We start from the raw sequence: 13578 nt of genomic DNA, 5'->3' as shown, positions 1-13578 counted from the left end.
CCTTGGGCGACCGGACGGCGACGGCACGTTAAGGTGCGGGGGTGAGCAGACGGGAACCGACGCTGGAAGACGTCGCGCGCGAGGCGGGGGTGTCGCGTGCGACCGTGTCGCGGGTGGTGAACGGGGTCCGCAACGTGGACCCGGCGCTCCAGGAGGTGGTCCAGCGGGCCATCGACCGGACCGGCTACACGCCCAACCGGGCCGCCCGGTCCCTCGTCACCCGACGGGCCGAAGCGGTCGCGCTCATCCTGTCCGGGGCGGGTGACGCCTTCGCGGCACGCGTCTTCTCCGACCCGTTCTTCGGCCGGATCGTCGAGGGCGGGATCGGCTTCCTGCGGGCGCGCGCGATCCACCCGGTGCTGCTGCTCGCCGAGTCCGAGACCGCCCGCGAACAGGTCGTCGCCTACCTGCGGCAGGGCAGCGCGGACGGCGCGCTCGTGGTGTCGATACAGGCCGACGACCCGCTGCCCGGGATGCTCGCCGCGGCGCGGATACCCGCCGTGTACTTCGCCCGGCCCGCGCCCGCCACCCACTCCTCACCGGCCGGCTGGGTGGACCTCGACCACGCCGAAGGCGCCCGGCTCGCGGCCACGCACCTGCTGGAGCGCGGCCGGCGGCGGATCGTCACCATCAGCGGCCCCCGCTCGCTCCCCGCGGCCCGCGAGCGCCTCGACGGCTTCCGCACGGCGCTCGCCGCGGCCGGGATCACCCGGGTGCCCGCGGCCGAGGGCAACTTCACCGCGGAGAGCGGCGCGCGGGCGATGGGCCGCCTGGTCGCCGAGACCCCGGACCTGGACGGTGTCTTCGCCGCGAACGACCTCATGGCCCAGGGCGCCTGCCAGTACCTGCGCGAACACGGCCGGGCCGTCCCCGGCGACGTCTCGGTCGTCGGCTTCGACGACTCCAGCGTGGCGACGGCCTGCCGCCCGGCCCTGACGACGGTGCGCCAGCCGGTGGAACGGATGGCGGCGGCGATGGCGGAACTCCTGATCGACCAGCTCCAGGGCAGCCGGACGGAACCGGGGTCCCGGGTGTTCGCGCCGGAGCTGGTGGTGCGGGAATCGTCGTGAGGGGGTCGCGAAGGGGACCCACTGCGCTGCGCGCCTTCGCGCCGGCGCAGGCTCCGATCCCACCCGGCTTCCCCCGGCGTCACCACGGCAGGGCGTGAAGCCACCCTGCGGCGTGGAAGGTTCGCCGCGTGCGCTCCCACTGCACCTGCGGCATCCCTGTGAGCGAAGAAGGCCGTGTCCTAGCGTTGGCTGCCCGGCAGGTAGGGAGGGCCCGAGGGGTGCGGGGCTCGACAGGCGCGACGGGTGGGGGACGCGGTGGCGGACGAGGCACTGGTACGGGATGTCGCCAGGATGATGATCGAGCGGGTGGCTCCCCAGGAGCTGGTGATCTTCCACCCGGAGAGCAGGGCGTACTTCAAGGACCCGCACGGCGCCCTGGACGCGGCCCGCGCCCGCGCCTCCGCGAAGCCGAGGGATCGCGAGGGAGGTTTCGGCGCAGCGGAGACGGTGGAGGTACTGACCCCGTTCGCGCTGGCCGTGGCCGGGGCGGTCGTGGAGCCTCTGGTCGTCCGGCTCGTCCAGTCGGCGACCGCGCGGAGCCGTGAGGCCGCGCAAGACCTGGTGCGCCGGCTCCTGCGCCGCGATCGGCCCACCGCGGGGGACGGCGAGGACCGGCCGACGGGTCAGGACGGGGACGGTGGCGAGCCGGCAGGGGTCGTCTGGTCCGCCGAGGACCGGGCCTGGCTGTGGGAACGGGCCTACCGCGAGGCACTGCGACAGGGCTTGGACGACCACCAGGCCCGGCGCCTGGCGGACGCGCTCGTCGACCGCACGGACGGGGATGCGGACGGCAGCGCGGACCAGGGTCCCTGAGTCCCGGCGCTCTCCGCTCCGCAGACCTGGACGATGGGGGGTCGCATGACATCCGCGCCGATACCGCCGGCACCACCGCATCCGCCCCCGGGCCGCACAGCCGATCCGTGGAGCGTGCCCTCGGGCACCGCCTTGCGCTTCGCGCTGCTGTCCGCCGCGCTGCTGGGTGCCTGCGTCTTCATCTACAACCTGTTCTACTTCGCCTTCGCTCCCGGCGGCGACGCAGTGCTCGCGCGGTACAAGAAGTGCGCGTCGTCCGCGTCGGCCCCGACCGGGGAGACGCCGCCGGATTTCACTCACGCGTTCCTCAGCTGCACCGAGCCCTGGGAGCGGGAGAAGGCCTCCTACATCCTCGCGGGCATCGCCGTCTTCCTCCTGGTCGCGGGCGTCGCGTACTGGTGGGAGCCGGCGCTGCGGATACGTCGCGGTGGCATGGAGCCGTTCGAACCCGACGAGGATGCCGAGACGAGGGCCTTGCTGGACCGGCTGGCCGGCCTCAGCCGCGAGGCGGGACTGAGCCGACCACCGCAGTTTCTGCTGTCCCTTCGGTCCCAGCGCGAGGACGCGGTGGCCTTCGGACGGGCCGGGCGCTACAGCGTCTGCCTCGACGCCGGGCTGGTCACCCACTTCCGCGGCGACCCCGCGCGGTTCCGCGCCATCGTGCTGCACGAACTGGGTCACCTGCGCAATCGCGACGCCGACCTCATCGGACTGACACGTGCCCTGTTCTACGCGTTCATCCCGCTGGGGCTGGTGCCCCTGGCCGCGGCACTGGTGGGGACCGCGCCGGCGGACGTGGTGGCCGTCGGATGGCGCTCCCTCCTGCTCGTCGCCCTGGTGTTCTACGGCCGGCTGGCAGTACTGCGCGCCAAGGAGAGCGGAGCCGACGTACGGGCGGTGACCTGGAACGTCAGCCCCACGGACCTGGTCCGCGAGGTGTCCAAGCCCTGGTCGGTGCATTCGCCTCATCCACCCTGGCGGGAGCGGTTGCGGGTCGCGCGCGATCCACGCGAGCTGTATCGCGTCGGCTTCTGGGACTGCTGTGCGGCGGGGCTGGCGGGCATGGCCGCGACGAGCGGCTTTCTCGACCTGATGTGGCTGCTGTTCCACCAGGCCGACCCGCTCCACGCGCGTGCCGCGGCGGCCGCTCTGCTCGCACCCGCCGTCGCGGCGGTCGTGGCTCTGGGCATCTGGCGGACGACCTGGTTGACGGCCTTGCCGCGCGGCTTCGTCCTGCCCGCACTGGGGCTGGCCACGGGACTGCTGCTGGGACAGTCGACGGTCCTGCCCAGGGCCCTTGCCCCCGGGCACCTCGCCCATCCCGGCAGCAGTGCCGTCGGCGCGGTGTTCGCGGCCGGGCTCCTCCTCCTGCTGACGCTGTTGTGCTGCTGGACGGCGCGCAGCGCCCTCGCGTGGCTTCCCGACGGCACGGTGTCGCGAGACCGGAGCCGGAGCTGGGTGGCGGCCTGGCTCGTGTCCTCCCTGCTGCTGGCGGTGCTGCTGAGCTGGTGGATGCTGCTGTTCGACCACGCCCATAACCTCACGGAGCTGAACGCCTCACTGCGTGCCGAACACGCGGAACTGGCCCGCTCGGCGCCGGCGGGGTCGTTCCTCCTGTGGTCGGCAGTGGAGCATCCCCTGGTGGTGCGCTTCGCACAATGGACGCCCGTGGCCGCCGCCGGCGTGCTCTTGTGGGCCTGGCCGTTGTCCTCACAGCTGCGCCGTCCCGCACGGAGGGGATGGGTCCGCACGGTGGCTCTCGCAGGCGCCGCCGGGAGCGGCGGGTACGTGTGCGGAGTCGTCGTCCTGCGTCTGCTGGTACGAGTGAACCTGGATGCCCCGCCGGCGTCACAGGAAGCGGTTCTGCGCCTGTTCGCCTACTGGCAGATGGCCGCCGCCATCGGTGTCCAGGCGCTCGTCGCGGTCGCCGTCGCCGCCGTTCTTCTCCGCCGTCACGGTGGTTTCTCCGCCGTTTACGCACTCGTGGCCGCCTTTCTGACCGGCTGCCTCAACGCAGCCGTCTTCATCGGCGGATCCCTGGTCGGCGGTTGTGTCGACGCCCTCGCCGTCCGCCCGGCACCGTGCACCGGACTGTCCCTGTCCTACGTCCGCGACAGCGTGCTGCGCATCATGACCGGCGGCACCCTGCTCGCCGTGGCGGGTGTCGCGGTGGTCACGCTGCTGGGTCACGCCGGGAAGGGGCGCGCCGGCGTCGGTGCAGGGAGGCGGTTGCCGTACGCCTCCCCGGCGCCCGAGCCTGCCTCACCCGTGGTGGCCCGTCGGGTCCGGCGGTTCGTGGCGGTCCTGACAGCGCTGGGGTGCGCGGTCGTGGTCGCCGGATTCGCCATCCCGGTGCGCGATGCCACCTTCGGTCCGGAGACGACCGGCCGGGAAGCCGCCGCGGCCTGCGACTCCTACGACGACCTGTGGGGCTCGCTGGATTCGCTGACCACCTCGCAGGCGGAGGGCCTTCTGGCCGACGCGGAGCAGAAGGCGGTGCGAGGCGGAGCACCGCAACTTGCCGAAGATTTCCGGCTGCTGTTCCTCCTGCCGCCGCAGGAGGAATCCGCGAGCGCCGAGGTGGCCGATCGGATCGACCGCACCTGCGCTGCCGCCGGCCGGCCGCTCATCAATCTCCCCTGAGTCAGCCACCACTTGTCTGCCGCACATAACTGACGCCGTCCAGCAGGAGATTCTCGAAGGCATACCCTTCCACGTCGAACCGCTCGATCGACCAGTTCTGGACGACCATGCGGGTGCCGGGAACGTAAATGGTCATCGATGAGCCCCACACCACTGCCGTTCCGTGCAGCACCCCGCCCGAGTTGGGGTACAGAGCGGCGGTTCCGTCCGCCATGAAGGCGATTTTCGTCAGCCGGGCCGGACCGGGTCCGTCGCCGTCCCATTCCCCGACGAGACGCTGCGGAACGCGGCCCGCAGGCAGGGCGTCCGGCAGCGGGGACCGGGTGGTCGCTGAGGGTGGCGACGGCGTGCGGTCCGGCAGCGGCGGCTCGGGCACCGCGGGTACGTCGTCCGGCTCCGAGGGCGTCGGAGCCGGAGTCGGCTGGTCGACCGTTTCGCGGGCAGGCGTGGTCGTGGTCTCACCGGTCACCGGATCCTCAGGGAATTCGATGGTGCGCCCGCACCCCACCGCGAACACAGCGACCAGTGTGACGAAGGATATCCGAACGATGTTTCCGAGACCACCGGGATTTCTCACCACGACGCGATTCCCCCCTCGCCGGGCTCCCTTTGAAGAAACCGGGAAACCATTCCAACGGCGAGGGTAACGTCAGCACCGCAAAAGGAAACGTTTCACTAAATAATTCAGTTATGACCGGCGGCGGAACCCCCGACTCCCCTTGCGGGGGTGCCGCCGCCGGTGTCAGGTCAGGCGGACTGGGACCGGTGGTCGCGGATGATGTCCGCGTACCGGGCGCCGCTCGCCTTCAGGGTGCGCTTCTGGGTGGCGTAGTCGACGTGGACGAGGCCGAAGCGCTTGTCGTAGCCGTAGGCCCACTCGAAGTTGTCCAGCAGGGACCAGGCGTAGTAGCCGGCCAGCGGGGCGCCCTTGCGGACCGCGCGGGCGCAGGCGGCGACGTGCTGCTCCAGGTAGCGCGTGCGGTCGGGGTCGTCGACGGTGCCGTCGGGGGCGACGGTGTCGGGGAAGGCCGAGCCGTTCTCGGTGACGTAGAGGCGGGTGGCGCCGTAGTCGTCGGTGAGGCGCATCAGGATCGCCTCCAGGCCGTCGGCGTCGATCTGCCAGTCCATGCCGGTGCGCGGTACGTCGGGGAGGCGGACCTCGGCGGCGTGCGGGACCGGGCCGGACGGGTCGTCGGCGACGGTGACCGGGAAGTAGTAGTTGACGCCGTGCCAGTCCAGCGGCGCGGCGATGACGTCCAGGTCGCCGGGCTGCTCGGGCAGTTCGACGCCGTACAGCTCGCGCATGTCGGCGGGGAAGCCGCGGCCGTAGACCGGGTCGAGCCACCAGCGGTTGGTGTGGCCGTCCATCCGGGTGGCGGCGGCGATGTCCTCGGGGCGGGTGGAGGCGGGGGCGACGGTGGAGTGGTTGGTGACGATGCCGATCCGGGCGGTGGGGGCGACCGCCCGGATCGCGCGGGTGGCGAGACCGTGGCCGAGGAGCAGGTGGTAGGAGGCGCGTACGGCGGCGGTGAGGTCGGTGAGACCGGGCGCCATACGGCCTTCGAGGTGGCCGATCCAGCCGGAGCAGAGCGGTTCGTTGAGGGTGGCCCACTGGGTCACGCGGTCGCCGAGGCGGGCGGCGACGGTCTCGGCGTAGCGGGCGAAGTGCTCGGCGGTCTCCCGTACGGTCCAGCCGCCGCGGTCCTGGAGGGCCTGCGGCAGGTCCCAGTGGTAGAGGGTGACCGAGGGGGCGATCCCGGCCGCCAGCAGGGCGTCGACGAGCCGGTCGTAGAAGTCCAGGCCCGCGGCGTTGAGGGGGCCGTCGCCGGATGGGAAGACGCGCGGCCAGGCGATGGACAGACGGTAGGCGTCGACGCCGAGACGGCGCATCAGCTCGACGTCCTCGGGCCAGCGGTGGTAGTGGTCGCAGGCGATGTCGCCGTGGTCGCCGTTGTCGATCGCGCCCGGGGTGTGGGAGAAGGTGTCCCAGATGGACGGGCCGCGCCCGTCCTCGGCCACGGCACCCTCGATCTGGTACGCGGACGTCGCGGTGCCCCAGAGGAAGTCGGCGGGGAAGGCGCCCAGGTCGAGCGTGCGGGCCTCGGTGGATTCGGACACGAAGGACCTCTCTGCATTCGGTGGGTGGAGGGACGTCACTTGACCGCACCCGCGGTGAGGCCGGCGACGAGGTAGCGCTGGAGGAGGAGGAAGCCCGCGACGACGGGCACGCTCACGACGAGCGAGGCGGCCATCACCTGGTTCCAGTAGACGTCGTTCTGGGTGGCGTAGCCCTGGAGTCCGACGGCGAGGGTGCGGGTGGTGTCGTTGGTCATGACGGAGGCGAAGAGGACCTCGCCCCAGGCGGTCATGAACGCGTAGACGGCGACGGCGATGATGCCGGGCGTCGCCGCCGGGACGATCACCCGGAAGAGGGCGCCGAGCGGCCCGCAGCCGTCGACCTTGGCGGCCTCGTCGAGGTCGCGGGGGATCGAGTCGAAGTACCCGATGAGCATCCAGATGGAGAACGGCAGCGAGAACGTGAGGTAGGTCAGGATCAGGCCGCCGCGGGAGCCGAAGAGGGCGATGCCGGTGGCGTTGCCGATGTTGACGTAGATGAGGAACAGCGGCAGCAGGAAGAGGATGCCGGGGAACATCTGCGTCGACAGCACGGTGACGGTGAAGACCCGCTTGCCGCGGAAGGTGTAGCGGCTGACGGCGTACGCTGCGAACACCGCGATGACGACCGAGCACAGGGTGGCGGCGAGGGACACGATCAGGGAGTTCACGAAGTAGTCCGCGAGCGGGACGGTCTCCCAGATGTCCAGGTACGGCTGGACGGTGAGCCCGGAGGGCAGCCACTGGAACTTGCCCGAGACGTCCGCCAGCGGCTTCAGCGAGCTGGAGATCATCACGTACACCGGCAGCAGGACGAAGCCGGTGAGCAGGGTGAGGAAGATCCTGCGGCTCCACAGGAAGGAGGCGGGCGCGGCCATCGGTGAGCGGGGGGCGCGCCGCTGGGTGCGCTCAGGCATCGCCGGCCTTCCTTCCTCGGTTGGTGAGCAGCAGGTACACGCCCGTGACGAGGAGCAGGAAGAGCAGCAGCAGGACGGACATCGCCGAGCCGGTGCCGAAGTTCCAGGTCTGGAACGAGGACTGGTAGATGTGCAGGGAGATCAGGTCGGCGGCTTCGGGCGCCGCCTTGCCGAAGAGCACGAACGGCGTGTTGAAGTCGTTGAACGTCCACAGGAACAGCACCAGGACGAGGACCTGGTTGACCGGGCGCAGGGACGCCAGGGTGATGTGGCGGATCTGCTTCCAGACGCCGGCGCCGTCGAGGGCGGCGGCCTCGTACAGCTCGCGCGGGATGTTCTGGAGGCCTGCCATCACGGTGAGGAAGGCGAACGGCCAGCCCTTCCAGACGGAGACGATGAGCAGCGCCCAGAAGCTGTTGTCGCCGATGAGCCAGAAGGCGGGGCTGTCGCCGATGCCGAGCTGGTCGTGCAGCACGTGGTTGATCAGGCCGTTGTCGCGCTGGAACATGAACGCCCAGGTGATGACGGCGGCGTAGACCGGCAGGGCGTACGGGACCAGGAAGATGGTGCGCAGCAGGCCCCGGCCGCGGAAGGACTCCTGGAGGTAGATCGCGGCGGCGGTGCCCAGCAGCCAGCACAGCCACACCGACAGCACGGTGAACAGGCAGGTGGTGACGAAGGACTTCAGCAGGGCTTCGCCGATGGGGGCGTTGAAGTCGACGGCGAGCGAGAAGTTGTCGAATCCGGCCCAGGGCGCCTCGGACCAGTCGCTGATGTAGAACTGGGTGAGCTCCTTGAAGCTCATGGCGATGCCGATCAGCATCGGCACGAGGTGGACGAGGAGTTCGAGGGCCAGGGCGGGCAGGAGCAGCAGGTACGGCAGCCCGATGCGGCGCAGCCGTCCGGAGCGGCGCGGGGTGCGCGCCCCTCCGGACGGGGTCTTCCGCACCGTCCGCTCGGCCTGCGGCGTGACGGTAGTGGTCATCTGTGGTTCCGCGCCTACTTCTTGGGCATCTGCTGCTGGGCCTTTTCGAGCGCGGCCTTCACCGACTCGGTGGTGACGGGGCGGCCGGCGGCGGCGTCGGCGAACAGCTCCTTGACCGCGGTGCCGACGACGGTCTCGAACTGGGACTCGTTGGGCACCTGCGGCAGCGCGGAGGCGCTGGTGGCGAGGGTCTCGCGGATGACGGAGAGCGCCGGGGTGTTGAAGACGGGGTCGGCCTGGGCGGTCACGACCGGCGGGATGGAGCCGTAGGCCTTGTTGAGGATCTTCTGCTCCTCGTCGCTGGTCATGAACTTCACGAACTTGGTGGCGCCGTCGATGTTGTCGGTGTTCTTGAAGACGGCCATGTTGATGCCGGCGACCATGGAGTTGGTGGCGGCGTCCGGGCCGGGCTTGCCGGAGGGCACGGGTGCGGGGGCGACGCCCCACTCGTCCTCCTTCATGCCCTGCGCGGCGAAGGTCTGCTGCGGGGTCTGCCACAGGACCATGCCGGTCTTGTCCTTGGCGAAGTCGCTCAGGGACTGGTTCTGGGCGTACTCGGCGTTGCCGGGGGCGACGATCTTGTCGACGGCCATCAGGTCGATGTACTGCTTGACGGCGGCCACGGCGCCGTCGGAGGTGAAGTCGGGCTTGCCGTCGGGGGTGAAGAAGTCGGCGCCGTGCTGCTTGCCGAGGACGAAGACCTGGTGGATGTTGTTGGAGAGGTTGGAGCCCTCGACGCCGATGCCCCACTTGCCGTCCTTGCTGAGGCGCTTGCCGGCGTCGACCAGCTCGTCCCAGGTGGCCGGCGGCTTCTCTATGCCCGCGTCGGCGAACATCTTCTTGTTGTAGTAGAGCGCGTAGGCCATGGAGTACAGCGGGACGGCGGCGGGGTCCTGGCCGGCGGCGCCGGTGGAGCCGAGCGCGGACTCGACGAAGCGGTTCTTGCCGCCGATCTTCTCGAAGTTCTTGGCGTCCCAGGGCAGCAGGGCGCCGGTGGACTGAAGGGACGCGCTCCAGGTGTTGCCGATGTTGAGGACGTCGGGGCCCTGGCCGGAGGTGGTGGCGGTGAGGATCCGGTTCAGCAGGTCGGACCAGGGCACGACCTCCAGCTTCACCTCGATGCCGGTCTCCTTCTCGAACTTGTCGAGTTCGGGCTGGAGGACCTTCTTGTCGACCTCGATGCTGGCGCCCTGGTTGGAGGCCCAGTAGGTGAGGGTCTTGGGCTGGGAGTTGGATCCGGAGCCGGAGCCGCCGGAGGTGCCGCCTCCGCAGGCGGCGGCGGTGAGGACGAGGGTGAGGGTGACGGCGCCTGTGACCGCGGCTCTGATTCTGCGCATGGCTCCTCGGGACCCTTTCGGGAGTGGCGGAGGCCGGCGGGGAGGGACGGTCGAGACGTCCCACGTCCGCCCCGTGCACCTTCCGGCTTAATTTAGGACGTGAGTTAAATGGCGAGAGAAGGGCGCGTCAAGGTCCCCGGCAGGGGTATCTTGCGCTCGGAGACCTCACGGACAGGGGACAAGGTGCGAGCCAGGAACAGCCGTACGGTGCGTGACCTGCGGCGGGAGAACCGCACGGCGGTTCTGCAACGATTGTATTTCGACGGGCCGCAGAGCCGGCTCGCGCTCGGCCCCGCCACCGGGCTCAGCTCCGGGTCGGTCAGCAACGTGGTCGGCGAGCTGCTTGCGGAAGGGCTGGTGGAGGAGGCCGGCCATGTCGACTCCGCCGGCGGCCGGCCGCGCACCCTGCTGCGGGTCAGCCCCGGCAGCGGCCGCATGATCGGCGTCGACATCGGTGAGACCCGGGTCCGCGTCGAGCTGTTCGACCTCGCGCTGACCGAACTCGCCCGCGTGGAACGGCCGCTGGCGCCCGACGGCGCCGATCCGCACGAGCGGTACGAGGTCGGCCTCGTCGTCGGCCATGTGCGCGACGGCATCGCCGAGGTGCTGCGGGCCGCGGACCTGCCCGCCGACCGGCTGCTCGGCGTCGGGATCGGCGTCCCCGGCATCGTCGCCCGCGCCGCCGACGACACCGCCGTCGTGCACGGCCAGACCGTCGGCTGGGACGCCGTCCCGCTGGAGCGGCTGCTGCGCGAGACCGGCGCCGTGCCCGGCCATGTGCCGTACTACATCGACAACGGGGCCAAGACCCTCGGCCAGGCGGAGATGTGGTTCGGCGCCGGACGCGGCACCCCCGACGCCGTCTTCGTCCTGTTCGGCTCCGGTGTCGGCGCCTGTGTCATCGGCGACGGCCTGGGCCCCGTCCGCTCGGTGGAGTGGGGCCACCTCACGGTGCGGGTGCGCGGCCGTCGCTGCCGCTGCGGCTCGCAGGGCTGCCTGGAGGCGTACGCGGGCGCGGAGGCGCTGCTGGCCCGCTGGCGGGAGGCCGGCGGGACTCCCCCGGCCGGGGCGGACGAGGAGACCGCGCTGACCGCGATGCTCGCCGCCGCCTACCCGGAGCCCGGCACGGACACCGCGCCCGACGCGACCGCGCTCGCCGTGCTGGAGGAGACCGCCGAGTACCTGGGGGCCGGTTTCGCCGACCTCATCAACCTCTTCCGGCCCGAGCGCATCCTCGTCGGCGGCTGGGCCGGCCTCCAGCTCGGCGCCCGCTTCCTGGACACGGTCCGGCCCTACGCCACCGCCGGCGCCCTGCGCCACCCGGCCGCCCGGACCCGGATCGAGCTGGGCACGCTGGGCCCGGACGCGGTCACCGTGGGCGCGGCGATCCTGCCCCTGGAGGCGTTCTTCGACCGGGGCGGGCGGCGCGTGCAGGCTCCGCCGCGCGAGCCCACCCCCGCCTGGGAGCCCGCCCTGCGGCACCGGGTGACGTCCTGAAGGAGGCTCACCGCGCCCGGGTCCGGGACGGAGTCTCGTGCGGCGGGACGCCTTGGTGAGTTTCTCCCTCCCTCTCACGCGGCGTCGGATCACCCCTTTCTCCAGTGTGGTTCCTCCGGCCCCGCTCCGCTTTTTCCGCGGTGGCCGAGACCGGTGGCCGGACGTAGATTTGAGATGCGTTCCGCCCCCACGGAGTCGGCCATGAGCAGCCAGAACAGGATTCCGATCATCTATGTGAGGGGATTCGCGGGCGATACTTCAGGCATCAACAAGGTCGTCACGGATCCCTTTTATGGATTCAACGAAGGTTCCACCCATGTCCGCGTGGGACCCGGTGAGAAACCGACGTTCCATCAGTTCGAGAGCCCGCTGCTGCGCCTGCATCTCGACGAGGGTTACCAGATCCTCGTCGAGGGCGGCCAGGATTCGTATCTGGACACCAACTCGAACATTCCGCCGGACAGCATCTGGGTCCACCGCTTCTACGACGCGTCGGCCACCAGTTGGGGTGCGCGAGCGCGCGAGTTCCGTCTGGAGGACGCCGCCGCGGACCTGCTGCGGCTGATCGAGAAGCTGAAGGCGAAGACCGGCGCACCGCGGGTGCATCTGGTCGCGCACTCGATGGGCGGACTGGTCTGCCGCTGTCTGCTGCAGAAGATCCTGCCCGACCGGGGCGTGGACCCGGCCGAGCACGTCGACAAGCTGTTCACCTATGGAACGCCGCACGGCGGCATCGCCTTCGACCTGGGCTTCGGCCTGTTCGAGCGGCTGCGGGACAGGCTCGGCATCCACGGCGCCGACATCTTCGGCCCGCGCCGGATGTACGAGTATCTGACGCCCCGCGCCGAGCGCCGCGGGGACGACCCGCCGGACGACTGGGACGCCCGGCTCATGCCCCAGGGCCCCGGAAGGTTCCCGCCGGAGCGGGTGTTCTGCCTGGTCGGCACCGACCCCGAGGACTACGACGTGGCGTCGGGACTGTCGTCCGCCGCGGTCGGCGCCCGCAGCGACGGGCTGGTGCAGATCGAGAGGGCCGCGGTGCCGGGCTCGCACGGGTCGTTCGTGCACCGCAGCCACAGCGGGCGGTACGGGCTGGTGAACTCGGAGGAGGGCTACCAGAACCTGCGCCGCTTCCTGCTGGGCGACCTGCGCGTCGAGGCCTCGCTCGACGGCCATCGGCTGCCTGTCGACCCCGAGGTGAGCTGGCAGGCCGAGGTCGAACTGGCCATCCGGGGACTGCCCGTCGTCGTGCACGAGCGGCGGGCCGACCACTGGTGCCCGCTGCCGCTGCCGAAGCCGGCCGCCGAGGGCGCCGCCGTCCCGCCCGTGTCACTGACGACGACGTTCCTGCGCACCGACCTGCCCCGCCCGGCCACCAGCCCGACCATGCGGTACGCGCTCCATCTGCGGATCCTGTCGCTGCGGGCCGACAACCGGATCCTGGACTTCGGTGACCATCTGGAACACACCGCCGACTTCGACGACTCGCTGGTCGTGGACATCGGCACCGGCCCGGCCCCCGAGATCTGGGCGACCTGGAACTCGCTCATCCCCGGCACCATCAAGGACCACGAACCCCAGGGCCGCCCGCTCACCGACGAGAACGCCGCGACCGACCGCTGGGAGGCGCGGGTCCCGTTCCCGGAGACCGCCCGCCCCATCCTCGGCGACCAGGCGCGCATCCGGCTCACCGCGACCCCGTGGCGGTGAGCGCCGCTCCCGCACACCGCTGCCGCACGACCCCCAGAGCGCGCCGATGAGCTGATCTTCATCGCCGCGGGCCCGGAGAAGAGCGGCGACGGCTGCCTGCACTTCGCCGAGGGCATGGTGCTGACCGGTAGCGGCGTCGCCCTGGCGTACACCGGAGTGAGCCGGCACTAGCTGTATTGACCCGCAGGGTTGTTCACGCGGGTGATGGGTGGCTGGCCGCCGAGTGCGGTGTGGCAGCGGTGGTGGTTGTAGGTGTGCAGGAAGTCTGCCAGGGCTGCGGTGCGTTCGGTGTTGCTGGTGTAGGGCCGTAGGTAGGCCCATTCGTCGAGCAGGGTGCGGTTGAAGCGTTCGACCTTGCCGTTGGTCTGCGGCCGGTAGGCCCGGGTGAGCTTGCCGGCCGCGCCCAGGTCGGCCAGGGCTTGGCGCCAGGCGAAGCTCTTGCGGTAGGGCCAGGCGTTGTCGGTCAGGACCCGCTCGATGCGGCCGACGCC

The 13578-nt window shown here is 71.1% G+C and carries 11 protein-coding genes; 5 read left to right on the top strand and 6 right to left on the bottom strand.

Translation table 11 applies throughout. The features are described 5' to 3' along the window. Positions 1–41: 41 nt before the first annotated feature. The 3 genes from ABT232_RS15500 to ABT232_RS15490 all read left to right on the top strand — a co-directional run bounded on the left by ABT232_RS15500 (position 42) and on the right by ABT232_RS15490 (position 4526). On the top strand, positions 42–1070 hold the full coding sequence (locus ABT232_RS15500) for a LacI family DNA-binding transcriptional regulator (protein ID WP_351840411.1): 1029 nt from the start codon (positions 42–44) through the stop codon (positions 1068–1070). Positions 1071–1313: 243 nt separating this feature from the next. Continuing rightward, complete coding sequence (locus ABT232_RS15495; RefSeq protein WP_351840410.1) at positions 1314–1883, top strand: hypothetical protein; 570 nt, start codon at positions 1314–1316, stop codon at positions 1881–1883. 114 nt (positions 1884–1997) lie between these two features. After that, the gene (locus ABT232_RS15490) at positions 1998–4526 is read left to right on the top strand and encodes a M48 family metalloprotease (RefSeq protein WP_351840409.1); all 2529 of its coding nucleotides are present in this window, start codon (positions 1998–2000) and stop codon (positions 4524–4526) included. Between the two features lies 1 nt (position 4527). On the opposite strand, the gene ABT232_RS15485 is transcribed toward ABT232_RS15490, so the two are convergent. From ABT232_RS15485 to ABT232_RS15465, 5 genes are all read right to left on the bottom strand, one after another. Then, entirely contained in the window at positions 4528–5043 is a 516-nt protein-coding gene (locus ABT232_RS15485; protein ID WP_351840408.1) for a hypothetical protein, read from the bottom strand. Positions 5044–5273: 230 nt separating this feature from the next. After that, complete coding sequence (locus ABT232_RS15480) at positions 5274–6644, bottom strand: GH1 family beta-glucosidase (protein ID WP_351840407.1); 1371 nt, start codon at positions 6642–6644, stop codon at positions 5274–5276. Between the two features lie 35 nt (positions 6645–6679). After that, positions 6680–7519 (bottom strand): carbohydrate ABC transporter permease, encoded by an 840-nt coding sequence (locus ABT232_RS15475; protein WP_351840531.1) that lies wholly within the window; start codon positions 7517–7519, stop codon positions 6680–6682. Positions 7520–7550: 31 nt separating this feature from the next. Next, positions 7551–8543, bottom strand: a complete 993-nt coding sequence (locus ABT232_RS15470; protein WP_351840406.1) for a carbohydrate ABC transporter permease — start codon at positions 8541–8543, stop codon at positions 7551–7553. Between the two features lie 14 nt (positions 8544–8557). Then, entirely contained in the window at positions 8558–9880 is a 1323-nt protein-coding gene (locus tag ABT232_RS15465; protein ID WP_351840405.1) for an extracellular solute-binding protein, read from the bottom strand. A gap of 183 nt (positions 9881–10063) precedes the next feature. Between ABT232_RS15465 and ABT232_RS15460 the strand changes: the two genes are divergently transcribed. Both ABT232_RS15460 and ABT232_RS15455 read left to right on the top strand, forming a co-directional pair. Beyond that, complete coding sequence (locus tag ABT232_RS15460) at positions 10064–11377, top strand: ROK family protein (protein WP_351840404.1); 1314 nt, start codon at positions 10064–10066, stop codon at positions 11375–11377. Positions 11378–11578: 201 nt separating this feature from the next. Then, a complete protein-coding gene (locus ABT232_RS15455) occupies positions 11579–13087 on the top strand; it encodes an esterase/lipase family protein (protein ID WP_351840403.1) in 1509 nt (502 codons plus the stop codon). A gap of 167 nt (positions 13088–13254) precedes the next feature. Here ABT232_RS15455 and ABT232_RS15450 read toward each other — a convergent pair. Then, the coding region (locus tag ABT232_RS15450; RefSeq protein ID WP_351840402.1) for an integrase core domain-containing protein at positions 13255–13578 on the bottom strand (324 nt) is incomplete at its 5' end.

Origin of the sequence: Streptomyces sp. NPDC001532, assembly GCF_040298625.1 — a bacterium.
In the GTDB taxonomy this organism is placed as follows: Bacteria; Actinomycetota; Actinomycetes; order Streptomycetales; family Streptomycetaceae; genus Streptomyces.
This window is presented reverse-complemented; position numbering and strand designations above follow the sequence as displayed.